Raw genomic sequence first — 26,866 nt, forward strand, 5'->3', positions numbered from 1 at the left:
TTATGCAAAAATAAACGATTTTTATTACCAATTACGCATCAAAACCAAGTTTTTTTAAGGTTTTAGTGAGATTTTTTCATTATTTTTTAATACGAAATCGTTTTCGTTAGTAACTTTCAACCTCTTATTGTGTTGACTTTTTACAACTTGTCCTTTAGCATCAATCTCTTTGTGACCATAAAAGTCATCTAACTTTGAAATAGCCTCAATAACCGGAATAAACTCAATTTTACCATCGAGTAATCGTTCTTGATATTGAATGCCTATATCTGTTTTTTGTGTAGAACCTTCTTCTAGTGTAGCATTTCTAATAATGATATCATAAAACTGTTTAGCGTTTTCAGGGATTGAAAAATAATCTTTATAGTTACCAACCTCTATCCCTTTAGATATAGCATCTAAAGCCTTTAGAATAGCCAAAAACATTAAATACCTTACCTCTTCCCTATTGTAGTCATTAGGATAATGACCAGCTTCAAACAAAACTGTTGGCACGTTTAAACTTTGAAATGTGTCACCAACACAATTAAGGTTAAAACCATCATCGTATCGCGCTACACCATTAGGTATTAGTTGCTGTAATACGGAATTGATTTCAACAATAATTCCCATGGCTTGCTTTCTGTTTATGGTTAGCAAACGTTCTTCATCTTGCGAAGGAGATAAAAAAGAGAGCACGGAAGAATTACCTGTTCCTCCTACATTGTAAATAGTACGCTGCCCATGAAGATTAAAGCAATAATCTGGTTTAAAATCATCAAAAACCTCCCTTAAAATCCTACTTTCTGGCTGCGACAAGTCTTGCGCATCTCTATTTAAATCAACTTCATTAGCATTGAGACGTGTATAACGCTCAGCACCATCTGGATTAAGAATTGGTATTACCAATAATGTGCAGGATTCTAAAATAGAATTTGGTAATGTATTGTTGGTTAAAAATAAATTAAAGCAATCAAAAAGCGCTTTTGTAGTCGTAGATTCATTTCCATGCATCTGAGACCACATCAAAACTTTTTTGGGTCCATTACCAAATGTTAAACTATAGATTGGTTTATTTTCTACAGAATAGCCTACAACCGAAGTCATTGAATCCGGAATTTTTTTTAGACATTTTTCTATGTCAGAATTGGTTATATACCTACCAAATAAGTCTGGTGTTTTAAGTAAAGAAAATAAACTTTTTAGTTGCTCTAATATCATTTCCGATTTTTATGTGTTACAAATGTAACTATTTGATTTTTTACAATTGTAAACAGCTGAAATTTTAAGTTTTGTTACACTTGTATACAGAATTCAACTCGCAAGACCTCGGTATCTTTTTGGATATTGAAGAAAATTCAATGAAAATTATTTGCTATGTTTAAAATATTTATTTTCAGTATTTTATATATGTTATATAAAGTTTAACTTTATTTCATTCACAAAGATTAACATTGAAATTTTGATTAAAAAAACACTATTGTTTACATTTGTATCGTTATAAGAGAGAAATAAGTGTTTACAATGATAAACTCATCAGATTTTGCCAATCGCTTACAAAAAGTCATAGATTTTTATGATGAAACTGCTTCTGGTTTTGCTGAAAAAATTGGAGTTCAGAGATCAAGTATTTCTCATATTCTTTCCGGTAGAAATAAACCTAGTTTAGATTTTGTAATGAAGGTACTTCACTCCTATCCTGAAGTAGAATTATATTGGCTCTTAAATGGTAAAGGTCATTTTCCGTCTGAAAAAATTGAAGCTTCAAACATTCCTAATTCAGAACTGGATTTAACAATTGAAAAAAACAACAAACCTAACTTTGAAAGTTCTGAAATTGAAAAAATAGTCATCTTCTACAAAGATGGCACCTTTAAAAGCTACAATCCATAAGTTTAACTTCAGAATTTGCTCAGATATAGTTTACCAATTAATTATCTTTGTACAAACCTTAAGAATGAAGACTATTTTTTTGCTTTGCGCTCTACTGTTACTTACCAGTTGTTTTGAAGTTGAACGTAACTGCAGCGATTTTAAAACTGGAGAATTTGAATTTGATTACATTATAGACGGTGTAAAAAAGACAGGAAGATTTGTGCGTACCGAGGACTTAAGCATCAATTACTATGATGGCAAAATAGACTCTTCATCAGTACGCTGGATTAACGACTGTGAGTTTGTTTTAAAAACAATCAACCCTAAAACAAATTCTGAAAAAGATGATATGCATATGAAGATACTATCTACAGATGGCACATCTTCGTATACTTTTGAATATAAATTGGCAGTAAAAAAGCGCAACAAACCCTTACGCGCTCAAAAAGGAGTTGCTTATAGGATTAAATAGATGTTATGCTAGAGTTTTTATTCACATCAGATGCTATAATGGCACTTCTAACATTAACCTTTCTTGAGATAATTCTCGGGATTGATAATATTGTGTTTATTTCTATAGCTGCCAACAAACTCCCAGAACACCAAAGAAGCAAAGCCACCAACATAGGCTTAGTTTTAGCAATGATACAACGCATTATTTTGCTGCTCTTTGTTACGTTTTTGATTGGCCTAAGTGAACCATTCTTTACATACGAATCTGAATGGTTAAAAATTGCACTAAGTTGGCAAGCTATCATCTTATTTGCTGGTGGATTATTTTTAATTTACAAAAGCACTTCTGAAATTAGAGAAAAGGTTGAAGATCCTGGGCATGATGAAGAAGGCATTAAATCAAAAGCCATCAAATCTTTATCTCAGGCTGTCACACAAATTTTAATCATTGATTTTATTTTCTCAGTAGATTCAATTTTAACTGCTGTAGGCATGACTAACGGCTTGCACCCAAACAGCAACTACACACTTATTTTAATGATTATTGCAGTTGTAATTTCTATAGTTGTAATGATAGGTTTTGCCAACCCAATTCGAAAATTTATTGACCGAAATCCAAGTATGCAAATACTAGGTTTGGCTTTTTTAATCCTTATTGGCTTTATGCTAATTACCGAAGCTGCACACCTGTCTCACACAGAATTCTTTGGCAAAACTGTTGGAGCAATACCAAAAGGGTACTTATATTTCGCTATTGCATTTTCTTTATTTGTGGAGTTTTTAAATTTCAAAACAAAAAAGAAAACAAAAAAAGAATAGTACAAATTAGAAAAGCGTCACCTGACCCTTGTCATCCACATCTAAATCATCATCATTTTCATCTGTTTTTGTTGAAGAATCATCTTTAGATTGCTCTGATTTATCATCGCTGCTATCAACTTCTAAATCTACTGATACCGTTTCTTCATCTACCACATCAAGTTCATCTGCATGGACTTCTTCTGGTGCTTCAAAAGGTAATGGGTCTAATAAATTTATCTGATTTATCTTTTCTTTAGTTAACTGATTTCCAAGTGCATTAATGCCTTTTACTGCAATAAATTCTTCAAGATTAACTTCCATGTTAGGCTTTCGGTCTTTACCTCGTTCTTTAGTAAATTCTACCTCAGCCATTGGCCTCCAATCTGTCGATACAATCTCTAATTGCGACTCTGGATGACTAGAAATAAATGTTTCTTCTTTTCCTTCTTGTTCTATTAAAAAGCGTTTTACATAGTAACGTTCTTTTTCACCATCATAGTAGATGACAGATATTGGTTTTTTAGGAATCCATTTCTCAAGTACAATCATATCACTGTCAAAATGAGTTGTAAGTTCTGGAATAATTGTTTTTACAGTTCCTGATTGGGTAATAACCAATAAACGGTCTTCACCTCTAAACTCACCAATAAGTTCACCTCGCTCATCCACATTAAGGCGCTGTACTGTATCATCAAACCATATTTTGCGTGGCTTTAATGTAGAAACACCTTTCTCTTTTAGCTCAATTCGCTTTATAGAATATTTAGTAACCAAATTACCTTTAGACGAGCGTCCTTTTATTAAAATATCCGCAAAATCTAAATCCCACTTCAGCTTTTTAATACTTCCTACCTGACGTAGTAAAACAGTAACAACTTCGGCTTCTCCATTAGGATTTGCAGAAAAATACCATACCACAGAACCTTTATCACCATTGGTCATATCGTATTCTCTATCTCTAGTAATGCTTGTTACCGCAAAGCGTTTAACATAAGATGGTCCTTTTTTACCATCTCTATAAATCATGTTATAAATAGTACGCTTGTCTTTTTTCTTAAACACAGCAACATGAATAATATTTTTGCCAACAAAGGTTTTAGAATCTACCTTGGTTACCATCATTTTACCCTCTTGAGTAAAAACAATAATATCATCTATATCACTACAGTCACAGACGTATTCATCACGTTTTAGCGACGTACCAATAAAGCCTTCCTCTCTATTAACATAGAGTTTTGTATTCCTTATGACAACCTTAGTAGCATCTACATCTTCAAAAGCACGCAACTCTGTTTTGCGTTCTTTGCCTTCTCCGTAGTCCTTTTTTAGTCTTTCGAAATAAGCAATAGCGTAATCGATAAGATTAGCCAAATGATGTTTTACTTCTGCGATTTGGTCTTCTAAAGCATCTATCTTTTGCTGAGCTTTATCTATATCAAACTTTGAAATACGTTTAATTCTTATTTCTGTTAAACGAACGATATCTTCCTCTGTGATAGCACGCTTTAAATGCTTAATATGTGGTTGAAGGCCTTTATCTATAGCCTTAATTACACCTTCCCATGTTTCTTCTTCCTCTATATCGCGATAAATTCTATTTTCGATAAAAATTCGCTCTAACGATGCAAAGTGCCACTGTTCCTCAAACTCACCTAGTTTTATTTCTAGCTCTTGTTTTAAAAGCTGAACAGTGTTATCCGTTGAACGACGCAGCATTTCAGAAACACCAACAAATAGAGGCTTGTTATCCTCAATAACACAACCTAAAGGAGAAATCGATGTTTCGCAAGCTGTAAATGCATAAAGCGCATCAATGGTTTTGTCTGGTGATAAACCAGGTGGTAAATGAATAAGAATCTCAACTTCGGCTGCCGTGTTATCCTCAATTCGTTTTATTTTAATTTTCCCTTTATCATTAGCTTTCAGAATTGAGTCTATTAATGATGAAGTCGTCGTTCCGAATGGAATTTCTGTAATTACAAGCGTGTTTTTATCTAGTTGCGAAATTTTGGCGCGTACTCTTACTTTTCCGCCACGCAAACCATCATTATAATTGCTTATATCTGCAATACCTGCTGTCGGAAAATCTGGATATATCGTAAACCGTTTTCCTTTTAAATGCTTTACAGAGGCATCTATTAGCTCTAAGAAATTGTGAGGCAGAATTTTAGTTGAAAGTCCAACCGCAATCCCTTCTCCTCCTTGTGCCAAAAGCAAAGGAAACATTACAGGTAAATTTATAGGCTCTTTACGTCTGCCATCATAAGAGGCTTGCCATTCTGTAATTTTAGGGTTATAAACAACATCTAAAGCAAATTTAGATAGTCTGGCTTCAATATAACGCGATGCTGCAGCACTATCTCCTGTTAAAATATTTCCCCAGTTTCCTTGGGTGTCAATCAGTAAATCTTTCTGGCCTATTTGTACCATAGCATCAGCAATACTTGCATCTCCATGCGGATGGTACTGCATTGTATGTCCTACGATATTCGCTACTTTATTGTAGCGACCATCATCCAAATCTTTCATAGAATGCATAATACGTCTCTGCACTGGCTTAAAACCATCTTCAATAGCTGGTACCGCACGCTCTAAGATTACGTACGAAGCGTAATCTAAGAACCAGTCTTTATACATTCCGGTGACTTTGGTAATCGTTTCTTGATTACCATTGTCTTCATTTAACAATTCTTCATTTTGATCTTCTGCCATCTATCCTTCTTTTCGCTTTTTGTTTTCTTTTAGTGTTTTTCGTAGCGATTGCTTTACATACCTCATCTTCTTTCTTTTAAGAAGGGTTACGTTGAAGCGTTCTTTTATATGTTTACCATCATAAGTTTTAATCAGTACAACCAAAGACTTATAAAGGAAGTAATCTTTTATTTTATACCCAACAAGTTGATGTCTAGCAAATTCAACCTTATTTTCTCGGTAATTGATATACTCTGTTAGTATCAATCCTTTATTTAGGATTATAATTTTTGCTCCGTCACTATCGTATTCAAAATAACCTGCAATAGAATGAAATAACACCAAAACAATGAACAAACCCAGAAAAACAAAAAAGGTACTATCCACAAAAAACTCTAGTGAATTAAATACAGTTGCCAATAATATCCCAAAGACAATGAGTATAAAGTAGATGGATACAACCGTATTTTTTACTGTTCTATTATCGGTTCTCATGCGTTTTCTTCAACGATATCAAGTTCTACTTTAAGATTTTCAATAATAAATTCTTGACGCGACGGTGTGTTTTTTCCCATGTAGAAAGACAATAATTCTTCAATAGACATGTCCTTATCTAGCATTACAGGATCTAAGCGTATATCATCACCAATAAAATGCTTAAACTCATCTGGTGAAATTTCACCTAACCCTTTAAATCGTGTAATCTCTGGTTTTGGTTTTAATTTTTCAATAGCATTTCTTCGCTCTTCATCAGAATAGCAATAAATCGTTTCTTTTTTATTTCTTACCCTAAATAATGGTGTTTGAAGAATGTACAAATGCCCTTCTTTAATCACTTCAGGAAAAAACTGTAGAAAGAACGTAATCAATAACAACCTAATGTGCATACCATCTACATCGGCATCAGTCGCGATGACAATATTGTTATATCGTAAGTCTTCTATGGACTCTTCTATATTTAAAGCAGCTTGCAAAAGATTGAACTCTTCATTTTCATATACAATCTTTTTGCTCAATCCGTATGAATTTAGAGGCTTCCCTTTTAAGCTGAAAACAGCCTGTGTATTAACATCTCGTGATTTTGTGATACTACCAGAAGCCGAATCACCCTCTGTAATAAACAACGTGGTGTCTAAATATTTATCTTTTTTTGTATCGCCAAAATGAATGCGACAATCGCGAAGTTTCTTATTGTGCAAACTTGCCTTTTTAGCACGTTCTTTGGCTAGCTTTCTAATACCAGACAACTCCTTACGCTCACGTTCTGCTTGAAGAATTTTGCGCTGAATTTTTTCAGCGGCATTAGGATTCTTATGAAGGTAATTATCTAAATAGGTTTTTACAAAATCGTTGATGTACGTACGCACAGTAGGTAAATCGCCTCCCATATCTGTAGAACCTAGCTTGGTTTTGGTCTGACTCTCAAAAACAGGCTCCATCACCTTAATGGCTATTGCAGAAACAATAGACTTTCTTACATCTGAGGCATCGTAGTTTTTGCCGTAAAACTCTCGGATTGTTTTTACAATGGCTTCTCTAAAAGCTGCTAAATGCGTTCCTCCTTGTGTTGTGTTTTGTCCGTTTACAAACGAATGGTATTCCTCACTATACTGCGTTTTACTATGTGTTATAGCAACTTCAATATCATCGCCTCGTAAGTGAATGATTGGATAAAGCATATCGCTTTCATTAATATTTTCTGAAAGCAAATCCTTTAAACCGTTTTCACTGTAGTATTTTTCACCATTAAAAACTATGGTTAATCCAGGATTTAGATACACATAGTTTTTCAACATTTTCACCACATATTCATTTCTGAATTTATAGTTCTTAAAGATGCTGTCATCTGGTACAAAAGTTACCTTGGTTCCTTTTCGCCTTGATGTATCGTCTAAAAATTCCTGGTCTTTTAATTCTCCTAATTCAAATTCAGCAGAAGCTGATTTTCCGTCTCTGGTAGATTCTACTCTAAAATACGTAGATAGCGCATTAACAGCTTTGGTACCAACACCATTCAATCCAACGGATTTTTTAAAGGCTTTAGAATCGTACTTTCCACCAGTATTCATCTTAGACACTACATCTACTACCTTACCTAACGGAATACCACGACCATAATCGCGCACAATAACACGATCGCCTTGTATGGAAATTTCAATGGTTTTACCAGCACCCATTACAAACTCATCTATAGAGTTATCGAGTACTTCTTTAACAAGAATATAAATACCATCATCTGGAGAGGATCCGTCACCTAATTTTCCGATGTACATACCAGGACGCATCCTGATGTGTTCCTTCCAATCGAGTGAGCGAATATTATCTTCAGTATAGTTAGTTTGTTCTGTCATAGACATTAGGACGAGATTAATGATAGAACGCTAATATAAGACTATAGCTTAAAAAATGAAATACGCTTTGGGTAAAGTAATTAACAATAAAGTACCGTTATTGTTGAGAACCTTTAAGAAATTTTACCGTTTTGATAATTCTTCAGCTTTTTGCTTTAAAATTTTGTTTCTGGTAATCATAAGCCCTTTTAAATACCTTTTTAAAATAAGATAATCTGTAATCTTACCTATGATCCCATATTTAGATGCAAAGTAAAGCTCATCAATCATTACAGTCTTGCCTTCTCTTTCTTTAAAAACATGATTATGCTTGTAAGACTTAAATTCACCCTTAACAATCTCATCTACAAACAAGTAAGGCTTTTCAAACTCTGATACCTTGAGCGTTAGGTGTTGCAATAGATTAAGATGTGTTGTTTCCCAAGTTACGTAGTCTCCCTTCTCTACTAAACCTGATATTTTACCACTTATAGGTATTTCATTACGGTTTTTTAAGGATTGTGAATAGAAACCAACATCTCGAGCTAAATCAAAGCATATATCTATATCGGCATTAATTTCAGTTTCTATTACAATTTGGGGCATAACGTTAGTTTTGTAGTAAGACACTTACATTCTTAAAAAGTCACATAAAGTATTTTATTTTTAAAAGTGAATAAAACATATGTTTTCTGTTTTCACAGGAATTTTACACATTAAACAAGAAATGCATCACATCTCCATCCTTAACAATGTAATTCTTCCCTTCTACACGCATTTTACCAGCTTCTTTTACTTTGGCTTCGCTTCCGTAGTTAACATAGTCATCATAACCAATAACTTCTGCTCTAATAAAGCCTTTTTCAAAATCGGTATGAATAACTCCAGCAGCTTGTGGCGCAGTAGCACCAACATTAACCGTCCACGCTCTTACTTCTTTTACACCAGCAGTAAAGTAGGTTTGCTGATTTAAAAGCTTATAAGCCGCTCTAATTAATTTTGCTGAACCTGGCTCGTCTAAACCTATATCTTCTAAGAACATTTGGCGTTCTTCGTAGTCTTCTAACTCGTTAATATCGGCTTCTGTACCAACAGCTAACACCAATACTTCTGCTTGCTCATCTTTTACCGCTTCTCTCACCTGCTCTACATAAGCATTACCAGTGTTTGCAGCGCCTTCATCTACATTACACACATACATAACAGGCTTATCTGTAATAAACTGTAATGGCTTTACGTAGTCTGCATAATCTTCATCCGAAAACTCTAAAGCTCTCACAGACACACCAGATTCTAAACCATTTTTTATCTTTAAAAGCACTGCTTCTTCTGCTTGCGCTTCTTTATTACCAGTTTTAGCAGCACGCTTTACCTTATCTAACTTCTTTTCAGTCGTTTCTAAATCTTTAAGCTGAAGCTCCATATCAATGGTTTCCTTATCTCTTATAGGATCTACAGAACCATCAACGTGAACAATATTATCGTTATCAAAACAACGTAATACGTGCAAAATAGCATCGGTTTCTCTAATGTTGGCTAAGAACTGGTTTCCTAAACCTTCTCCTTTACTCGCACCTTTTACCAAACCTGCGATATCTACAATCTCTACCGTTGCAGGCATTACACGCTCTGGATTAACCAAAGACTCTAGTTTTGCCAATCTTGGATCTGGCACGTTAACCACACCAATGTTTGGTTCTATAGTACAAAACGGAAAGTTTGCACTTTGCGCTTTAGCGTTAGATAAACAGTTAAATAAGGTTGATTTTCCTACGTTTGGTAATCCTACTATTCCAGCTTTCATATTAACTTCCTGCGAAGGCAGGAATCTTTTTTAATTAAACTCTTCTTCTCTCTTTTTAGAGATTGCAAATGTAATTAAATACTAGAATAGTTTTGATTAAAGTTTTTTGAAAAGTTTGTGGGTGGTTTTTGGTTGCGCTTATCGTGTTTATATATGAAAAGTAGCGGGTTTTAAGCACTAGCTTTTCGGTTTATAACTGACCTTTAATTTATTCATTTTCTTTCGATTAAGAGAATAAACCGCTGTTTTTTATATACGTCTTAAGTGTGCAGTACTTTTACTACATTTTCCACCAAGGTTTAGATTCATTACATTTTTGATTTCTTCGTAATTATTGATAGCTTTACCTATATAATATAATTACCATTAAATCCGGCATCAAAAATTATGAAGTTATTTTCTTATAGAAATTACATAATTACTTTAGTTTTTACTCTATTATGTACCACAACATATACGCTACAGGGTCAAACCAAAGAAATGGACATAAATCCATATCTAAAGCAATTGATAGGTGCACCCATTACCAAAGATGCAGACTATGTTTTTGATAAATTTAAAAGTGAAATATTAAAATTTCATGGATTAACAGAAAATGATGAAGTTTTATCTGTTAGTTATCTTAAAGGTCAATTAAATGGTATTGATTATATTAAAGGTATACTATTAGAAGTACCCCACAAGAAAGGTTATTATTTGCCATTGAAAATAAAAGTTGGTAATACTTCCTTATCTGGTGAATACAATAGGAAAAGTTTTGGATATTCCATTCTTGAAAATGGGGGAGCGTTTGACGGTTATGGAGCAATTGATATTACCATTAAAGATTTGCCCAAAGGTGCTTATCTCACAGCTAAATTAGATAAGTATAAAGGTAAAACATCGGGCTCTCCTTATGATTACACACCTGCCAAAAACGAAGAAGTAGTGTGGTCTTGGCAGTTTTCACAAGCTACATTAAACAATACTGTTCATTTTAATCAATTATTGGCACGGCATTTCCCAGCATATTTAACTAAAATTTGGGGCCAACAACAGGGAGCCTCTAGAGAACAACAGGAAAGAGCCTATTGGAAATTTAAGGAATTATTTTCTGATAATAGTATATATTGGGTAAGCCTATCAACAAATGAAGATTATTTGGCGAGCAAGGTTATAAAACAACCCAATGCTATATCTAATGATGCCAACTTAAAAAACGATGAGCCAAAACCCTTGGGTAAATACCCGTTGTCAGAAGCCAATGTTATCTCAATAGGAAGTTTGACTAACAATAAAAAATTGGATTGTTTAACTGGCGATTGCAAAAATGGAACCGTTCGATTAAAAATGGAATATGGAGAATTTGTACTAGAACTAATAAATACAAGACCTATTACTGGAACTTGGACGAGCGACAACAAACGCTATAAAATAGATATTGAATTTAACGTGTATGGACTACCCAAACGCATGGTATTTAATAGTGCTAATATGAGTTACTATGCATATTCTATTAAAGGAAGTACTGGAATATGGAAAGCTTTTGATATAACCATACCAAACACTAAAAATAAATATGCAGGTGTTCTATTAGATTTTAGTGGTAAGACTTATAAAGCACCAACAGAGCTTTTACTAGCAGCTTATTCTAATAAAATTAATGAAACTTTTACCGAAGATATTATTCAATTAGATTTCGGAACATTTACATACTACAACAAAGACAGTACCTTTATGGCTACCGCTCCATTAGGTGAGATAAGCTTCGAAAAATTTAACTCTAAAGCCATATTACTAAGTGAAATACGAAATTCAAGAAACTTTGAGTTAGCACCTAAGAAAAATATAAAAAACCTTTTCTTGGTTTCTGATAAAGACACTTTATACGAAAAATCAGCTTTAAAATTACATCCTACGCCCAAATATAACAAATATCTTATAGAACATTTAGACATGTTAAATGCAATCACCACTCCTAAAACGTTTGAGCGAATTAACTATGTTTCATTTTCTCAACACTTTAATTATTACAAAAAAAGGAGAAATAAATATTCCGCCCGTCAGTTGGTACTTTTTCAAACCTCTGAAAGAAATATGAAAAATTATTTAGTAAGTCATACTGCCGGTCCTTGTGAAATTCAATCTATCTCAAAAAAATATTTATCCACTATAAGATCTTCAACTCAATTAGATGAATATATGTTGGAATTCTTGGAAAAAGAAGGTAAGGATGATTCTGAAACGCAACAATTTATAGAATATATTAAAAAAACTAAATCAGATGGGCTTATTGCAATAAAAAGGATAGAACCGTATTTGAAAATAAATTGTATCAAATTAACCGATAAAGAAATTCCTAATTTTGTAAATAACGTTATTACACTAAATGAAAAAGATAGAGCTATAATAGAAAATAATGCAAAATTTAGGAAAAAATAAGTTAGGATAACCTAAACAATAAAAAGTCATTATAAATTGCAGAAGGTTGGATGTATTTTACAGAGTTTCGGTAGTATTATACACAACGTTAAGATATGGTTCCATATTCAATGAACTATATCGATTGATAAACGAAGTTCGCATTTTTAAACCAATATGTCAATATGTCAATATGTAATGTTACGTATTTTTAACAAAGCCTTATTTTTGCAGTCTAAATTTTAGCTTTTTGAAACTCAAATCATCAGAACTTAAACCCTTTTTAGACGAGAAAGTCCACCTTTACAATAACCCAAAATTTATTGAGAGCGACCCAATACAAGTGCCTCATCAATTTTCTAAAAAAGAGGATATTGAGATTGCTGGGTTTTTAACTGCTACCATTGCCTGGGGAAATCGTAAAAGCATTATTAATAATGCCAATAAAATGATGGTGCTGTTAGACCACGCACCTTATGAGTTTGTGACCCAGCACCAAGACTCAGATTTAGAGGCTTTGCAGTCGTTTGTACACAGAACGTTTAATGGTGATGATTTTATTCAGTTTATAAAAAGTCTGCAACATATTTATAAAGCGCATAATGGTTTAGAAGCTGTGTTTGCAAAACATGCTGAGCCCAAATCTTTACAACAAAGCATCCACGAGTTTAAAAAACTATTTTTTGAAATTCCCCATTTAGAGCGTACCAAAAAACATGTGAGCGACCCTCTTAAAAAGTCTGCTGCCAAACGAATAAACATGTACTTACGTTGGATGGTACGTAACGATAATGCTGGTGTAGACTTTGGTATTTGGGACAGCCTCTCTCCTGCTCAACTCAGTTGTCCGTTGGATGTGCATTCTGGTAATGTTGCACGACAATTAGGCTTACTAAAACGTAAGCAGAATGATGCTAAAGCTTTAGCAGAATTGGATGCGAACTTACGTAAGTTAGACCCTAACGATCCTGTAAAATATGATTTCGCATTGTTTGGCTTGGGTGTTTTTGAGGGGTTTTAAATTCCTGCGAAAGCAGGAATCTCTTAATTATGAAGTTAAATAAATTAGATTCTGAAACGAGTTCAGAATGACAAGTCAATATAAAAAATAACAAACAGCGTACTGTCATGCTGAACTTGATTCAGCATCTCAGAAAACCAAATACTAGATTCTGAAACAAGTTCAGAATGACAAATTAGTTATATTTAATTGCAAACAAACCTAAACAGCCAACGATTAGAATAAAACTTCATGCCAAAAAGAGACTACCATAATTATTGGGTTTACATTTTAACAAATAAACCAAATGGTGTTCTTTATATTGGACTTACAGCTGGTTTAGATGATAGAATGGAACGACACGCTGATGGTAATGGTAGTTTTTTCACTTCCAAATACAGATTAAAGAGACTCGTTTATTTTGAGGAATTTCAATATGTTGGAGATGCTATCAAAAGAGAGAAACAATTGAAAAATTGGAGAAGAGATTGGAAAATTAACTTAATTGAGAAAGAAAATCCGAATTGGGATAATCTTTGGGAAAGACTAGATTCTGAAACGAGTTCAGAATGACAAATCATTGTGAATAGTTACTACTAACTTGTGTCATGCTGAATTTAGTTCAGCATCTTACCGTTAAGGATTTTGATTTTAGATTCGTTCAGCTCAGGCAAGTTGAAAATGACAAGACTATACAAAAAAAGGCTTCCAATTAGGAAGCCTTTTTTGTATTATAAGATCTCTGCTTTCGCAGGAATTGATTACCCTTTCAACCAAGCTTGTCTTAAAGCTTTTTGTGCTTCTGTAGCGTTTTCATCTTCTACTAAAGATTCACTTTTAGCAGTTGCTTTACCTAATGTACCTTTTAAAACAACAGCTTCCCCATTACGTTCTAAATCTAAGCTATACTCCATGCCTTCTTGCCAGCCGTACATGCCACCAATAACTTGTTGTGCATTTTCTAGCGTTAAATCTTTACCGTTAACTTTTTTGATGATATCGCCAGCTTGCACTCCTTGAGATGCCCAAAATGAATTCTGTAATGCCATTGGCGAAAAGAAAATACCTTTGTTAGGATCACCATCAAAAATGATGTTTTGTCCACCTGCAAAAATGTAGTTTGTTGGTACTTCAGTTTCACCCAGGGTTAAACCAACCATTTCAAAAAACTCGTTATAGTTAATTGGTACATCACCTTCAACATGTGTTTTTAAGAACTCGCCAACGCTAGGATATGTCATTTCAGTAATCTCTGCAATGATTTTGTCATCATCAAAAGGTTTTTCTTTACCATATTTAGCAGACAATTCTTTCATTAAAGACAACATGCTTCTATTACCATCGCTTTCTTTTCGCATTAAAATATCGATACACATACCGATTAAAGCCCCTTTCATGTATACATTATAGTAATTATGTGCATATGGCTCTTCTAGCACGTTTTCACTCATTACAGTAAAACTCATGGCATCATCCAAATTTTTAGATGTTGCTATTTTACCCATCATAGTGCTGTAAAAATCAGTTGGCTCAATTAAACCTTCATAAACCTGAAAGTGTTGTGCAAAATACTCAGTTACACCTTCGTACATCCATAAATGCTTAGAGAATGTTGGTTTGTTATAATCGAAATAATGTACATCTTCTGAGTGTACAGATAATGGTGTTACAATATGAAAGAACTCATGTGCTACAACATCTATAATAGAAGCTGCCAAGCCTTCTTTACTTGAAGATTCTGGTAACACAACTACTGTAGATGTATGGTGCTCTAAAGCTCCCATACCTTTTGGCGCTGTATCAGAACCGTCTGATAAGTATAAATAGATGTCGTAACGTGCTGTACTGTTAACATCGCCTAAATACTTCTTTTGTGCCTGCATCATTTTATAAACCGTTTCTTTTTGGCTCGCTGCAGTGTGCACTTTGTTTGGTGAAAATACACTTAATACAATTTTAATGTCACCAACCATAAACTCTTCAACATCTAGCTTACCATACATCATAGGGTTGTCGGTAATTTCAAAATAACGTTGTGCAAAATAACTGCTGGTTATAGACTTTCCGTCTGCACTAGACTTCATGCCTCTGTCTTCTAAAGCTGAAGTTCTTACAAAGGTTGCTGGCGCAGTAACATCTAAAGCATATTGATTGTTTTTTAAAGAATCGAAATAACCAATAAATCCATGAAGATTTAATACATAATTGTCTTCTTCAATATTTGTTCCAGCTGGTGAGAATGGGTTTTCACCACCTATGCCACCTGTAGATTCAATATCAAAAGTATCATTAACGTAGTAGGTTAATTTGTCTAAATTGGTAGCATCTGCAATCGTCCAAGTGTTGGTATCTACTTTAGTTACTTTAAGCTCATTACCTTTATAATCTAAAGCTTTCATACCTTCTACATACTTACCGAAATCACTAACAGAATATGTTCCTTGTACTACTCGAGGCAATCTGTACGTTACCGTTTCTGTGGTAAAACGACCAGGATTAATAGTTACTGGCACTTTATCATCTACCACTGCTGTTAAATCTAAAGCAGTTTCGATAGGATTATTAACTGCTAAATCATCTACTTTTGGCTTGGCTGAACCACAACCTACCAAAATTACACTTAAGCCCAAAACGGCTAAATAGTTCTTCATGAATAATTATTTTATTTTTTTTACGAGACGCACAAATCTACAATCTGTTACCACTTTAAGTCTAAAGGTTTTGTTAAATTCGTAGCATGTCTCAGCCACTAGTCAGCATTTTAATTCCTTTTAAAAATACCGAAGCCTTTATTTCTGAATGTGTTACTTCTATCATTAGCCAAACTTACACCAATTGGGAAGCTATTTTTGTAAATGATCATTCTGATGATGCATCTTACACTATTGTTGAAAAATTTTCAGAAAATGATGACCGAATTCAACTTTACAACAACAAACACGAAGGTATAATTTCTGCACTCCAAACAGCATTTAACAACTGTAAAGGCGATTATATTACCAGAATGGATAGCGATGATATAATGACCAAAAACAGACTTGAAGTAATGCTGAATAGTCTTTTAAAATATGGCAAACATCACCTTGCTGTTGGGCAAGTAAAGTATTTTAGAACTGATGGCATTAGTAATGGTTATGCACGCTACGAACATTGGCTTAATGGGCTTACCGAAAAAGGAAATAACTATTCTGAAATTTACAAAGAGTGCGTAATTCCATCACCTTGTTGGATGCTACATCGTGATGATTTTGTAGAATGTGAAGGTTTTGAGCCTAACCGTTATCCTGAAGATTATGATTTAACGTTTCGGTTTTACAGAGCAAAATATAAATGTATTCCTTGCGACAAAGTACTACTCCATTGGCGCGATTACAGTACACGAACGTCCAGAACGCACGAGCATTATGCTGCAAATTACTTTTTAGACATAAAATTACACTACTTCTTAGAGCTAGATTACAAACCCGAAAGAACTTTAGTTGTTTGGGGAGCAGGAAAAAAAGGAAAAACTTTAGCTAAACTCTTAATTGAAAATGATATTTCGTTTTACTGGATTTGTAATAACAAAAAGAAAATAGGCAAAGAAATTTACGGACAAGAGTTATTAGAATACAAATACATAGAACAACTCAATCTTCCTCAAAGTATTATTACCGTTGCTAATGAAGAAGCACAAAAAGACATAAAACAGTATTACAAAAAGCTAAACATGCAGACTATGACTGATTATTTTTTCTTTTGTTAAATTTCTCAAAAGCGCATTACCGTTATCCTATATCATTTTCTATATTTGAAACAATTAAAAAAGCTTTACACTAGGAATGCAGTTTAAACATCCCGAATTACTTTACGCACTTTTTTTACTGATAGTTCCTATACTTATTCATCTATTTCAGTTACGCCGTTTTCAGAAAGTACAATTTACCAACGTAAAATTCTTAAAAGCCGTAAAACTGCAAACCCGTAAAAGCTCACAATTAAAAAAGTGGTTAACATTACTTACTAGAATGTTGTTGTTGGCTTGCGCCATTATTGCGTTTGCCCAACCATTTATACCAAATACTGAAGATTTTAATGAAGCACAAGAAACCGTTGTGTATCTGGATAATTCATACAGTATGCAGGCCACAGGTAAAAACGGAAGCTTGTTAAATGAGGCCATTCAGGATATAATAAACAACTTTCCTGAGGATGAAAAAATAAGTTTGTTTACTAATACGCAAACCTTTAGAAACACAAGTTTAAAGGCTTTAAAAAATGATTTAATTCAATTAGAGCACTCACCTACGCAACTAAATTATGATGCGCTTTTTATTAAAGGAAAAGAATTGTTTTCTAAAGATAAATCCTCTTCCAAAAACCTGATTTTAATTTCAGATTTTCAGCAAAAAGGCAATCCTGTTACGTTTGAAACCGACAGTACGATTAATCTTAAGTTGGTTCAACCAAAATCTGCATTAGTTTCTAATGTGAGTATAGATAGTGTTTATATTGCGAATTCTAATTCCGAAACTTTAGACTTAAATGTAAAACTATCCAATCAAGGTGAAGCTATTGATAATATTACAGTTTCCTTATTTAATGATGACGTGTTATTAGCAAAAAATGCTGTTAACATAAGCGAAAGTTCTGAAGCTACATTTTCGGTTTCTAACAATGCCGTAATTAATGGAAAATTAGTGATTGAAGATGCAGGTTTGCAATACGATAATAGCTTTTATTTCAATATTAATTCTAAACCAAAAATTAAAGTTCTTGCCATAAACGAAAATACTGATGATAATTTCTTAAAACGCATCTATACAGATGATGAATTTGAGTATAATTCTTTTAAAATAAACAACCTTAATTTCAATTTAATTCCGGACCAAAATTTAATTATTTTAAATGAGCTAGAGGCTATTTCTGATGCTTTAAAAACAGCTCTTGTTTCTTTTAAAACTGACGGAGGATACATTTTAACTATTCCTTCAAAAGAAATAAATTTAAAGGCTTACAATCAGTTGTTTAAAACTATTAATTTACCTCAATACAATTCTCTAAGCAGTCAACAAAAACGTATCACTACAATTAACTATAATCATCCGCTTTTAGCCAATGCATTTTATTCTAAAGTTAGTAATTTTCAGTATCCAAAAGTAGAATCTTCATATAGTTTTTCTTCCAATGCAAATAGTGTATTGTCTTATGAAAATGGTAATGCTTTCCTAATAGGAAATAATGGTGTTTATTCGTTTTCGAGTGCCCTAAATGATGACAACTCTAACTTTAAAAATTCGCCTTTAATAGTTCCTGTACTATATAATATAGGTAAGCAAAGTTTAAAGTTACCACGGTTGTATTATACTATTGGTCAACCAAATTCAATTGCCATAAATGCTGCTTTAGGACAAGATGATATTTTAACGCTTGGCACGGATGAGAACACTGTAATTCCATTACAAAAAACGTTTAGTAAAACAGTGGTTTTAGAAACCGCTGATTACCCTGAAAATGCAGGTGTTTTTATCGTTAAAAATGAATCTGAAGTAATACAAAGCCTAAGTTTTAACTATAATAGAGAAGAAAGCAACTTAAGTTATTTAGACATTAAGAACAATACTAATGTTTCAGTAAACGAAAGTTTAGCCACAACTATAAACGACATAAAAAGTAGCTCAACTATTAATGCACTATGGAAATGGTTTGTTATTTTTGCGCTAGTATTTTTAATAATAGAGATACTTCTACTAAAATATCTTAAATGAACGCACTCATAAAATCTGCCACCATCGTTGATTCTAAAAGTGAATTTCACAACGACACAGTAGATATTTTAATTGAAAAAGGACGCATTTCTAAGATTTCTAAACGCATTTCTAATCCTGATAATTACAAAGAAATTAAACTAGATAACCTCCACGTTTCTCAAGGCTGGTTTGACAGTAGTGTTTCTTTTGGAGAACCTGGATATGAAGAACGTGAAACTATAGAAAACGGACTAAAAACTGCTGCTGAGTCAGGTTTTACTGCCGTAGCGCTTAATGCAAATTCCAATCCTGTAATAGATAGTTTTGCAGATATTACTCTGGTCAAAGCAAAAGCACAAAACAAAGCCACCAGTCTCTATCCTATTGGTGCTTTAACAAAAGCTAGCAATAGTACTGATCTGGCTGAGTTATTTGATATGAAAAATGCAGGAGCGGTAGCTTTCTATGATTATCAGAAACCTATTTCCAACCCAAACCTTATAAAGATTGCCCTGCAATATGCGAGTAATTTTGACGGTTTAGTATTGTCTTTTCCTCAAGAATCAAAGATTTCTGGTTTAGGTGTGGTTAACGAAAATATAAACAGTACACGTTTAGGTTTAAAAGGAAATCCCGGTTTAGCAGAAGAATTGCAAGTTGCCAGAGATTTATTCCTTCTAGAATATACCGAAGGTAAACTACATATACCAACGATATCTACGGCTAAATCTGTAGAACTCATTAGAGATGCAAAAGCCAAAAAACTTAATGTGACTTGTAGTGTAGCGATACACAATTTAGTATTAACAGATGATAACCTAGAAGGATTTGATACCAGATATAAGGTTTTACCTCCACTAAGAACACAAAACGATTGTGATGCTTTAATTGAAGGACTAAAGGACGGAACAATAGATATGGTTACCACAGACCACAACCCAATTGATATAGAAGCTAAAAAAGTAGAATTTGACCATGCAAAATACGGAACCATAGGTTTAGAATCAGCATTTGGTGCTTTGCAGACTGTATTTACCACAAAGAAAACGGTTAGTTTGCTTACTCAAGGCAAAGCTAGATTTGGTATACCCGAAAACTCAATAAACATTGGTGAAGTTGCTAATTTAAGTTTATTCAATCCTGACGATAAATATCAATTCAATAAAGAGAATATAACTTCAAAATCTAAAAACAGTGCTTTTCTAGGGATGGAATTAAAAGGAAAAGTTTACGGTGTTATTGCAAATAATAAAGTGGTTATCAAATAATGAGACAACCTGAGATTAAAGACGGTAAAACCCTAGCAACCGTTGCTTACATTACTCCACTTGGTTTGCTTATTGCTATTTCTCTAAATCTTGAAAAAAAGAACCCATATATCTTTTTTCATGCAAGACAAATGATTGGTTTAATTATTATGGTAGGTGTTTCTAACATATGCGAAAAGCATGTTAACTCTTGGTTTGGCACCGCATTATGGTTTATAACCTTTGTCTCTTGGATCTATTGTTTGATTTACGCAATTATAGGTGAATATAAATTACTTCCGTTTTTAGGTCATTATTTTCAGGATTGGTTTAAAAACTTAAAATAAAACTCAAAAATGACTACTGAACTACACTATATAAAAAGACCAAGTACCTTAAAAGAAAATGCTCCTTTGCTTATTATGTGTCATGGTTACGGAAGTGATGAAAATGATCTGTTCTCTTTTGCGTCAGAATTACCAGAAGAGCTCTTCATTATTTCTTTAAGAGCTCCATACGCAATGCAACCCTACGGAAATGCTTGGTATGCTATAAATTTTGATGCCGAAAAAGGAAAATGGAGCGATAATGTACAAGCCAGACAATCTGTTGATTTAATTGCTAATTTTATTGATTATGCCTGTGAGACTTATCCTGTAGACAAAAATAATGTAACACTTTTAGGCTTTAGTCAAGGCACTATTTTAAGTTTATCTGTTGCTATGAACTACCCTGAAAAACTAAAAAATGTTGTAGCACTTAGCGGTTATCTTAACGAAGACATTTTACCTGAAAGTATTGATAAAAGCAAGGTATCTCACTTAAACATATTTTCATCTCATGGCTATGCAGATCAGGTGATTCCTGTTGAATGGGCCAGAAAAACACCAGACTTTTTAAAAGCCTTAGGCATTAATTATGTTTACAAAGAATACCCTGTAGGACACGGAGTTGCTCCTCAGAATTTTTATGATTTTAAAGATTGGCTTAAAAATTACCTCTAGCCTATTTTAGGGTACATAAAGTATTCAACCAATTTGTATTTTAGGTCGTTATTTTCGTCAATATCATATTTCACAAAGATTTCTCCCCAATATTCACCATCGGTAAAATTGGCTAAAATCCATTTATGATTTACAATTCTTATCTTATTTATTAACAACTTAGAACCTGTCATAGACACAAATGGCACTATAGGATGGTCTTCGCCTTCATAATGATTGGTATCGTAAAGTCCTTCTTTAATGGCTGTAATTAATTCATCCACATCAAACCCTTGTGCAATAAAATAATCTAGAGCATTATCGTTCCTGTCAATATTAAAATAATTCAGTTCAAAATTTTGATCTTCTAACGCTGATATCGTTTGTTCTTGAGTGGCTATAGTGTTTTTAAAGGTCTTTATATCTTTTTCGTACTTATCTAAAATATTTTTAGAATTCACATATTGAAATATGAACGCTAATGCTGAAAAAATAAACAGGTACATAAAAATTCTACTCTTCATATCTATATATTAAATGGTGATTTGTAAATTATCGTATGCTAAAAAAACGTTTTCTGGTAATTTTTGTTGCACTTCATCATGAAAACCCATATCATGACTTATATGTGTTAGGTAAGCACGCTTTGGGTTAACCTTTTCTATAAAATCTAAAGCTTCTTTAAGATTAAAATGCGACATATGTGGCTCTTCCCTGAGTGCATTGATAACCAAAACCTCTAAGTTTTGTAGTTTTTCAATTTCTTCATCGGCAACAGTTTTCATGTCTGTGAGATAAGCAAAATCTTTAAACCTAAACCCAAAAACTTGTAGTTTATAATGTAATCCGTCTATTGGCACAACTTTTAGATTACCAAGCTTAAATGGTTTGTTTTTTATAACGTGCTTTGTTACACTTGGCACTCCAGGATATTTTTCTTTGGTGGTAAAAATATAGTCGAAACGTTTTTTTAAAGCTTTAAAAACGCGCTTGTGTGCATATAAATCAATATCTCCTTGTTTAAAGAAAAATGGTCTAATGTCGTCCAAACCCATAGTATGGTCGGCATGCTCGTGTGTAAAAATAATACCATCTATTTTAGAGACGTTAGCACTGAGCATTTGTTGTCTAAAATCTGGACCACAATCTACAACATAGGTATAATTATCCCACTCTACCAACACCGAAACTCGCAAACGCTTATCTTTTGGATTATCACTTAAACAAACAGGATGAGTGCTACCTATTATTGGTATACCTTGCGAAGTTCCAGTACCTAAAAATGTTACTTTCAAAGGGTGTTAAGTTTAAAACAAAAATAAGGTTATTTTTTTGTTTGCAATACTAAATTAATACCTTTGCGAAAACGATGTAATCCCAATAACCATGGAAGAAATAACGTATAAAGGCGACTTTGAAATAGAAAATATTCCTTCATTAAAAGACAAAGCCTTACGTATTAACCTGAACAAAGACATTTATGGTACTTTTTCAGAAATTGGCGCAGGACAAGAAACTGTGCGTCAGTTTTTTAGAGCTGGTGGTGCTTCTGGTACTATCGCAAAAGCCATGTCTGCCTACGATAAGAATTTTAGTGATGCTATTTATGGTATCGAAGACGATAAGCGTTATGTTACTGAAGCCAGACTTCGTAAAATGCTAATTCACGAAGTTAATCTTATGGAGCAGCGTATTCCAAGAGACGACAATCCTAACAAGATTTTCTTCTCTTATGCAAACACTGTTGCTACCATAGATTTTGCAAAAAAATATAAAGGCCACGGTTGGGTTGGTATTAAATTTCAGGTAAAACCAGAAGGAGAGTACAATGAAATTGTATTACACATTCGTTTTAAGGAAAATGATGCCAGGTTACAGCAAGAGACATTAGGTAAATTAGGTACCAATTTAATTTACGGTGCTTTTTATAAGTATAATCAACCAAAAAAATTACTTCGTTACTTATATGACCATTTAGATAAAGATCAATTAGAAATTGATACTATTAACTTCTCTGGTCCTGTGTTTAAAGATGTAGATAATCGTTTAATGAGTCTACAATTGGTTAAAAATGGTATGACAGATGCTGTAATGTTTGCTCCAGACGGCAATAACGTACTACCAGCACGTGTACTTTATAAGAAAAACATATTAGCATTAAGAGGAAGCTTCAGACCTGTAACTAAGGTAAACATGGATATGTATGAGAAATCGTATGAAATGTTTATAAAAGAAAACAAGGTAGACAAAGAAAATACTCAAGTAATATTTGAAATAACATTATCTAATCTAAGAGCTGAGGGCGAAATAGACGAGCAGGACTTTATGGATAGAGCAAAATTACTTTGTTCATTGGGTCAAACGGTTTTAATTTCTAATTTTCAAGAGTATTACAAACTTGTTGAATATTTCTCTCAGTACTCTAAAAATAGAATGGGACTTACCATGGGTGTTAGTAACCTCGTAGACATCTTTGATGAAAAATACTATCGTCACCTAAGTGGCGGAATATTAGAGGCTTTCGGAAAGTTATTTTACAAAGACCTCAGAGTTTACCTTTACCCTATGCAAAATGAGGATGGTAGCATAACCAATAGCGAAAACCTTAAGGTTCACCCTCGTATGAAAGAACTTTACAAATTCTTTAAATACAATGGAAAAGTAGTAGACATTACAGATTTTGACACCTCTAACCTATCCGTTTTCTCAAGAACTGTACTTAAAAAGATTGCTAATGGAGACACAGATTGGGAAGAAATGCTACCAGAAGGTGTTGCTAAACTCATTAAGGAGAAAAGCTTATTTGGTTGCGAATCTGAAGAAGTACTGCATAAATAAGAAAACGAATCAACTAAAAAAAGCGACCAATTTGGTCGCTTTTTTGTTTAAAACTATATAAGTGTTATTCACTTAAAATTTGATCTGTATGTGCCTTGGTTTTTACTTTAGTAATTACATCTTCTAAAATACCATTCTCATCAATTACAAAGGTTGTTCTATGAATACCATCAAACGTTCTTCCCATAAACTTTTTTGGTCCCCAAACACCAAAAGCTTCTATAACAGACTTGTCTTCATCTGCTAATAATGGATATTTAAAACCGTATTTGTTTTTAAAATTAGATTGACGTTTTGCACTATCTGCACTTACTCCCAAAATCTCATAACCTTTAGATTTAAATCTTTCGTAATTATCATTAAGATTACAAGCCTCTGTAGTACAACCTGGAGTACTAGCTTTTGGATAGAAAAAAACCACTAATTTTTTACCTTTATAATCTGATAGTGAGATTGAATTACCATCTTGATCTTTTGCCGAAAACTCTGGTGCTTTATCACCTACTTTTAAATGCGTCATAATTGCTTAAATTTGTTTTTTGTAAAAATACAATGAATGACTAAGCAAGAAAAGGTAGATTTTGTTATAAATACGTTAAAGGAATTGTATCCTGAAATTCCTATTCCTCTAGATCATAAAGATCCTTACACCTTATTAATAGCTGTATTGATGTCTGCGCAAAGTACAGATGTACGAGTTAATCAAATTACACCGTTGTTATTTGAAAGAGCTGATAATCCTTACGATATGGTGAAGTTGAGCGTAGAAGAAATTAGAGAAATTATAAAACCTGTTGGCTTATCTCCTATGAAAAGTAAAGGCATTTACGGTTTGTCTCAAATTTTGATTGATAAACACAACGGTGAAGTTCCAAAAACGTATGAAGAACTCGAAGCCTTACCTGCTGTTGGTCATAAAACTGCAGCAGTAGTATTATCTCAAGCCTTTGGTATACCTGCGTTTCCTGTAGATACGCATATTCATCGTTTAATGTATCGTTGGAATTTAACCAATGGCAAAAACGTAGTACAAACCGAAAAAGATGCAAAACGCTTGTTTCCTAAAGATTTGTGGAACGACCTCCATCTGCAAATCATTTGGTACGGTAGAGAATACTCTCCTGCTCGTGGTTGGGACTTAGAAAAAGATATTATTACTAAAACTATTGGTAGAAAATCGGTTATTGACGATTACTACAAAAAGAAAAAATAGCTTTTGGTTGGTATAATTATTGATGCCTTTTCTGGAAACTATCAATCAATGAAATATTTCCTTATAGCATTATTTTTTACAACAATAACATCTTGTATACCTCTAAGAATAGCCCCTAACTTCCATGAAGAAGGCTATAAGATAAAACAAGCAAAAAAATTTAAGCGAAAGTTACCAAAAGAAAATGCTTTCATTTTTGAGGACACAAAAGACGCAGATGAATTTTACAACTTTGTTAATACCAAATATCAACTTAATCACTTAGATGTTGGGCTAGAAGTACCATTTAGAATTGATGAAAAGTTGTATTTTTTATCATATTACGAAGTTGAGAAAACAACAAAAACACTAAACCTTTTACCCATTTTTATTGATGGTGCAACAAGTGGAACAGATTTAGAGACCGATTTATATGATAACTATGTTTCAAGAATGGGAAGCTGGTATTTAGTCATTACTGTTATTGACAATGATTCTAATGATTGCCTCAAGGAATCTCATCCCTCTTATAATAAAGTACTCGAATACTTAAAAAACTTAAAGAAAGAATACTTTTCTACACACAACTACGAAGAATTATTATTCACAAAAAAATCCTGATTTATTTAATCAGGATTTCTTCCAACTTAATTCTGAAGTGCTTCAAACTTCAATTTATTATAATGTATAACACTTAAAGCCTTTGAGTAATTCAAAAGAAAACTTATCGTTTCGTCTTTTGGCTGTAGGTTATTATTTTTTTTTGGGGAAGCGTTAAAGTAAATGTTTGCCATATTACCAATTTTAGGGTTATTATATGGCTAAAACGCAACTTAAAACACTTTATTGTATTAATTTGTTAAAATTATATTGTTCTGCTCTATAACTTTACGCATATTTATAAGTGCATAACGCATTCTTCCTAGTGCAGTATTAATACTTACACCTGTACGCTCAGATATTTCTTTAAAACTCATATCTTGATACATGCGCATTAAAAGCACTTGTTTTTGATCTTCTGGTAATTCTTCGATAACACGTCTAACATCAGACTCTACCTGATCTTTTATCATACTTTTTTCCGCATTAAGACTAGAGTCGCTCAATACCGAAAAAATACTAAACTCGCCTGCATTATCAAACTTAGGCATACGGTTGTTTTTTCTAAAATGATCAATAACAAGATTATGTGCTATACGCATTACCCAAGGTAAAAACTTACCTTCTTCGTTATATTTTCCTCGTTTTAAGGTTCTAATCACTTTAATAAAGGTATCCTGAAAAATGTCTTCAGTAATATCTCTATCGTAAACTTTAGAATAAATAAAACTGTAGATTTTTTGCTTATGCCTTTCGATCAATACCGAAAGTGCACTTTCGTCTCCTCTAATGTAGTTGCTGACCAACTCTGCGTCTTGGATAAGTTCTCTTTTCATAATATTACTCTTAGTAGCCAGAAGCGAACTTCTTAGCAAGGGGTTAATTTTTTAAAGTAATATTATGCTATACGCAGGTGTTTTTTAATGATTATGTGGTAAATATAA

General features: G+C 33.1%; 25 protein-coding genes. 14 read left to right on the plus strand and 11 right to left on the minus strand.

The genetic code is table 11. The annotated features are described in order from the left end of the window. Nucleotides 1–54: 54 nt before the first annotated feature. Nucleotides 55–1,200, minus strand: coding sequence for a M14 family metallopeptidase (locus tag MST30_RS13960; RefSeq protein ID WP_243472021.1), 1,146 nt, complete (start codon nucleotides 1,198–1,200; stop codon nucleotides 55–57). 303 nt (nucleotides 1,201–1,503) lie between these two features. Here MST30_RS13960 and MST30_RS13965 point away from each other — a divergent pair, with 303 nt between their 5' ends. The 3 genes from MST30_RS13965 (at nucleotide 1,504) to MST30_RS13975 (ending at nucleotide 3,126) form a co-directional block, all read left to right on the plus strand. Continuing rightward, nucleotides 1,504–1,872, plus strand: a complete 369-nt coding sequence (locus tag MST30_RS13965) for a helix-turn-helix transcriptional regulator (RefSeq protein WP_243472022.1) — start codon at nucleotides 1,504–1,506, stop codon at nucleotides 1,870–1,872. Between the two features lie 64 nt (nucleotides 1,873–1,936). Continuing rightward, on the plus strand, nucleotides 1,937–2,326 hold the full coding sequence (locus tag MST30_RS13970) for a hypothetical protein (RefSeq protein WP_243472023.1): 390 nt from the start codon (nucleotides 1,937–1,939) through the stop codon (nucleotides 2,324–2,326). Between the two features lie 5 nt (nucleotides 2,327–2,331). Next, nucleotides 2,332–3,126, plus strand: coding sequence for a TerC family protein (locus tag MST30_RS13975; RefSeq protein WP_243472024.1), 795 nt, complete (start codon nucleotides 2,332–2,334; stop codon nucleotides 3,124–3,126). Nucleotides 3,127–3,132: 6 nt separating this feature from the next. On the opposite strand, the gene MST30_RS13980 is transcribed toward MST30_RS13975, so the two are convergent. The 5 genes from MST30_RS13980 to ychF form a co-directional block, all read right to left on the minus strand. Continuing rightward, nucleotides 3,133–5,820: a DNA gyrase/topoisomerase IV subunit A gene (locus MST30_RS13980; protein ID WP_243472025.1), complete on the minus strand. Its 2,688-nt coding sequence runs from the start codon at nucleotides 5,818–5,820 to the stop codon at nucleotides 3,133–3,135. Continuing rightward, nucleotides 5,821–6,294 carry a hypothetical protein gene (locus MST30_RS13985; protein ID WP_243472026.1) on the minus strand — a complete coding sequence of 158 codons (474 nt, stop codon included), beginning with the start codon at nucleotides 6,292–6,294 and terminating at the stop codon, nucleotides 5,821–5,823. It abuts the gene before it with no gap. Beyond that, a complete protein-coding gene (locus MST30_RS13990) occupies nucleotides 6,291–8,150 on the minus strand; it encodes a DNA topoisomerase IV subunit B (RefSeq protein ID WP_243473884.1) in 1,860 nt (619 codons plus the stop codon). The genes MST30_RS13985 and MST30_RS13990 overlap by 4 nt, the downstream gene beginning before the upstream one ends. 123 nt (nucleotides 8,151–8,273) lie before the next feature. Beyond that, nucleotides 8,274–8,735: an SRPBCC family protein gene (locus tag MST30_RS13995; RefSeq protein WP_243472027.1), complete on the minus strand. Its 462-nt coding sequence runs from the start codon at nucleotides 8,733–8,735 to the stop codon at nucleotides 8,274–8,276. Between the two features lie 103 nt (nucleotides 8,736–8,838). Then, entirely contained in the window at nucleotides 8,839–9,933 is a 1,095-nt protein-coding gene (gene ychF, locus MST30_RS14000) for a redox-regulated ATPase YchF (RefSeq protein WP_243472028.1), read from the minus strand. Between the two features lie 480 nt (nucleotides 9,934–10,413). Here ychF and MST30_RS14005 point away from each other — a divergent pair, with 480 nt between their 5' ends. The 3 genes from MST30_RS14005 (at nucleotide 10,414) to MST30_RS14015 (ending at nucleotide 13,906) form a co-directional block, all read left to right on the plus strand. Next, nucleotides 10,414–12,354, plus strand: a complete 1,941-nt coding sequence (locus MST30_RS14005; RefSeq protein WP_243472029.1) for a hypothetical protein — start codon at nucleotides 10,414–10,416, stop codon at nucleotides 12,352–12,354. 229 nt (nucleotides 12,355–12,583) lie between these two features. Beyond that, nucleotides 12,584–13,354 (plus strand): TIGR02757 family protein, encoded by a 771-nt coding sequence (locus MST30_RS14010; RefSeq protein WP_243472030.1) that lies wholly within the window; start codon nucleotides 12,584–12,586, stop codon nucleotides 13,352–13,354. 231 nt (nucleotides 13,355–13,585) lie between these two features. Beyond that, nucleotides 13,586–13,906, plus strand: coding sequence for a GIY-YIG nuclease family protein (locus MST30_RS14015; RefSeq protein WP_243472031.1), 321 nt, complete (start codon nucleotides 13,586–13,588; stop codon nucleotides 13,904–13,906). A gap of 188 nt (nucleotides 13,907–14,094) precedes the next feature. Here MST30_RS14015 and MST30_RS14020 read toward each other — a convergent pair whose 3' ends face one another. Continuing rightward, the gene (locus tag MST30_RS14020) at nucleotides 14,095–15,984 is read right to left on the minus strand and encodes a M61 family metallopeptidase (protein WP_243472032.1); all 1,890 of its coding nucleotides are present in this window, start codon (nucleotides 15,982–15,984) and stop codon (nucleotides 14,095–14,097) included. A gap of 86 nt (nucleotides 15,985–16,070) precedes the next feature. On the opposite strand from MST30_RS14020, the gene MST30_RS14025 reads away from it, so the two are divergent. The 5 genes from MST30_RS14025 to MST30_RS14045 all read left to right on the plus strand — a co-directional run bounded on the left by MST30_RS14025 (nucleotide 16,071) and on the right by MST30_RS14045 (nucleotide 21,313). Continuing rightward, on the plus strand, nucleotides 16,071–17,078 hold the full coding sequence (locus MST30_RS14025; protein WP_243472033.1) for a glycosyltransferase family 2 protein: 1,008 nt from the start codon (nucleotides 16,071–16,073) through the stop codon (nucleotides 17,076–17,078). Between the two features lie 76 nt (nucleotides 17,079–17,154). Further along, nucleotides 17,155–19,080, plus strand: coding sequence for a BatA domain-containing protein (locus MST30_RS14030; RefSeq protein ID WP_243472034.1), 1,926 nt, complete (start codon nucleotides 17,155–17,157; stop codon nucleotides 19,078–19,080). Beyond that, on the plus strand, nucleotides 19,077–20,330 hold the full coding sequence (locus tag MST30_RS14035; protein WP_243472035.1) for a dihydroorotase: 1,254 nt from the start codon (nucleotides 19,077–19,079) through the stop codon (nucleotides 20,328–20,330). Before MST30_RS14030 ends, MST30_RS14035 begins: the two co-directional genes overlap by 4 nt. Then, nucleotides 20,330–20,656, plus strand: coding sequence for a hypothetical protein (locus MST30_RS14040; RefSeq protein WP_243472036.1), 327 nt, complete (start codon nucleotides 20,330–20,332; stop codon nucleotides 20,654–20,656). Before MST30_RS14035 ends, MST30_RS14040 begins: the two co-directional genes overlap by 1 nt. Nucleotides 20,657–20,665: 9 nt before the next feature. After that, on the plus strand, nucleotides 20,666–21,313 hold the full coding sequence (locus MST30_RS14045) for an alpha/beta hydrolase (RefSeq protein ID WP_243472037.1): 648 nt from the start codon (nucleotides 20,666–20,668) through the stop codon (nucleotides 21,311–21,313). Here MST30_RS14045 and MST30_RS14050 read toward each other — a convergent pair. After that, a complete protein-coding gene (locus tag MST30_RS14050) occupies nucleotides 21,310–21,816 on the minus strand; it encodes a thioredoxin domain-containing protein (protein WP_243472038.1) in 507 nt (168 codons plus the stop codon). The two genes, MST30_RS14045 and MST30_RS14050, sit on opposite strands and share 4 nt — an antisense overlap. Nucleotides 21,817–21,825: 9 nt before the next feature. Continuing rightward, entirely contained in the window at nucleotides 21,826–22,587 is a 762-nt protein-coding gene (locus tag MST30_RS14055; protein ID WP_243472039.1) for an MBL fold metallo-hydrolase, read from the minus strand. A gap of 91 nt (nucleotides 22,588–22,678) precedes the next feature. On the opposite strand from MST30_RS14055, the gene MST30_RS14060 reads away from it, so the two are divergent. After that, nucleotides 22,679–24,130, plus strand: a complete 1,452-nt coding sequence (locus tag MST30_RS14060; RefSeq protein WP_243472040.1) for a TonB-dependent receptor — start codon at nucleotides 22,679–22,681, stop codon at nucleotides 24,128–24,130. A gap of 64 nt (nucleotides 24,131–24,194) precedes the next feature. Here the strand turns inward: MST30_RS14060 and bcp are convergent, their stop codons facing one another. Further along, nucleotides 24,195–24,650, minus strand: coding sequence for a thioredoxin-dependent thiol peroxidase (bcp, locus tag MST30_RS14065; protein WP_243472041.1), 456 nt, complete (start codon nucleotides 24,648–24,650; stop codon nucleotides 24,195–24,197). Nucleotides 24,651–24,686: 36 nt separating this feature from the next. Between bcp and MST30_RS14070 the strand changes: the two genes are divergently transcribed. Both MST30_RS14070 and MST30_RS14075 read left to right on the plus strand, forming a co-directional pair. Continuing rightward, nucleotides 24,687–25,343 (plus strand): endonuclease III domain-containing protein, encoded by a 657-nt coding sequence (locus MST30_RS14070; RefSeq protein WP_243472042.1) that lies wholly within the window; start codon nucleotides 24,687–24,689, stop codon nucleotides 25,341–25,343. Nucleotides 25,344–25,391: 48 nt separating this feature from the next. Beyond that, nucleotides 25,392–25,943 (plus strand): hypothetical protein, encoded by a 552-nt coding sequence (locus MST30_RS14075; RefSeq protein WP_243472043.1) that lies wholly within the window; start codon nucleotides 25,392–25,394, stop codon nucleotides 25,941–25,943. Nucleotides 25,944–26,173: 230 nt separating this feature from the next. Here the strand turns inward: MST30_RS14075 and MST30_RS14080 are convergent, their stop codons facing one another. Further along, on the minus strand, nucleotides 26,174–26,758 hold the full coding sequence (locus MST30_RS14080) for an RNA polymerase sigma factor (RefSeq protein WP_243472044.1): 585 nt from the start codon (nucleotides 26,756–26,758) through the stop codon (nucleotides 26,174–26,176). Between the last annotated feature and the right edge of the window lie 108 nt (nucleotides 26,759–26,866).

This window comes from Winogradskyella sp. MH6 (assembly GCF_022810765.1).
In the GTDB taxonomy this organism is placed as follows: domain Bacteria; phylum Bacteroidota; class Bacteroidia; order Flavobacteriales; family Flavobacteriaceae; genus Winogradskyella.

What these genes read in the sequence shown, in the direction of transcription:
- MST30_RS14025 (WP_243472033.1), top strand. Translation starts at nt 16,071, where the DNA reads ATGTCTCAGCCACTAGTCAGCATTTTAATTCCTTTTAAAAATACCGAA.
- MST30_RS13985 (WP_243472026.1), bottom strand. Translation starts at nt 6,294, where the DNA reads ATGAGAACCGATAATAGAACAGTAAAAAATACGGTTGTATCCATCTAC.
- MST30_RS14080 (WP_243472044.1), bottom strand. Translation starts at nt 26,758, where the DNA reads ATGAAAAGAGAACTTATCCAAGACGCAGAGTTGGTCAGCAACTACATT.
- MST30_RS13970 (WP_243472023.1), top strand. Translation starts at nt 1,937, where the DNA reads ATGAAGACTATTTTTTTGCTTTGCGCTCTACTGTTACTTACCAGTTGT.
- bcp (WP_243472041.1), bottom strand. Translation starts at nt 24,650, where the DNA reads ATGACGCATTTAAAAGTAGGTGATAAAGCACCAGAGTTTTCGGCAAAA.
- MST30_RS14050 (WP_243472038.1), bottom strand. Translation starts at nt 21,816, where the DNA reads ATGAAGAGTAGAATTTTTATGTACCTGTTTATTTTTTCAGCATTAGCG.
- MST30_RS14075 (WP_243472043.1), top strand. Translation starts at nt 25,392, where the DNA reads ATGAAATATTTCCTTATAGCATTATTTTTTACAACAATAACATCTTGT.
- MST30_RS14015 (WP_243472031.1), top strand. Translation starts at nt 13,586, where the DNA reads ATGCCAAAAAGAGACTACCATAATTATTGGGTTTACATTTTAACAAAT.
- MST30_RS14005 (WP_243472029.1), top strand. Translation starts at nt 10,414, where the DNA reads ATGGACATAAATCCATATCTAAAGCAATTGATAGGTGCACCCATTACC.
- MST30_RS13995 (WP_243472027.1), bottom strand. Translation starts at nt 8,735, where the DNA reads ATGCCCCAAATTGTAATAGAAACTGAAATTAATGCCGATATAGATATA.
- MST30_RS14020 (WP_243472032.1), bottom strand. Translation starts at nt 15,984, where the DNA reads ATGAAGAACTATTTAGCCGTTTTGGGCTTAAGTGTAATTTTGGTAGGT.
- MST30_RS14030 (WP_243472034.1), top strand. Translation starts at nt 17,155, where the DNA reads ATGCAGTTTAAACATCCCGAATTACTTTACGCACTTTTTTTACTGATA.
- MST30_RS13960 (WP_243472021.1), bottom strand. Translation starts at nt 1,200, where the DNA reads ATGATATTAGAGCAACTAAAAAGTTTATTTTCTTTACTTAAAACACCA.
- MST30_RS13965 (WP_243472022.1), top strand. Translation starts at nt 1,504, where the DNA reads ATGATAAACTCATCAGATTTTGCCAATCGCTTACAAAAAGTCATAGAT.
- MST30_RS13980 (WP_243472025.1), bottom strand. Translation starts at nt 5,820, where the DNA reads ATGGCAGAAGATCAAAATGAAGAATTGTTAAATGAAGACAATGGTAAT.
- MST30_RS13990 (WP_243473884.1), bottom strand. Translation starts at nt 8,150, where the DNA reads ATGACAGAACAAACTAACTATACTGAAGATAATATTCGCTCACTCGAT.
- MST30_RS14045 (WP_243472037.1), top strand. Translation starts at nt 20,666, where the DNA reads ATGACTACTGAACTACACTATATAAAAAGACCAAGTACCTTAAAAGAA.
- ychF (WP_243472028.1), bottom strand. Translation starts at nt 9,933, where the DNA reads ATGAAAGCTGGAATAGTAGGATTACCAAACGTAGGAAAATCAACCTTA.
- MST30_RS14035 (WP_243472035.1), top strand. Translation starts at nt 19,077, where the DNA reads ATGAACGCACTCATAAAATCTGCCACCATCGTTGATTCTAAAAGTGAA.
- MST30_RS14070 (WP_243472042.1), top strand. Translation starts at nt 24,687, where the DNA reads ATGACTAAGCAAGAAAAGGTAGATTTTGTTATAAATACGTTAAAGGAA.
- MST30_RS14040 (WP_243472036.1), top strand. Translation starts at nt 20,330, where the DNA reads ATGAGACAACCTGAGATTAAAGACGGTAAAACCCTAGCAACCGTTGCT.
- MST30_RS13975 (WP_243472024.1), top strand. Translation starts at nt 2,332, where the DNA reads ATGCTAGAGTTTTTATTCACATCAGATGCTATAATGGCACTTCTAACA.
- MST30_RS14060 (WP_243472040.1), top strand. Translation starts at nt 22,679, where the DNA reads ATGGAAGAAATAACGTATAAAGGCGACTTTGAAATAGAAAATATTCCT.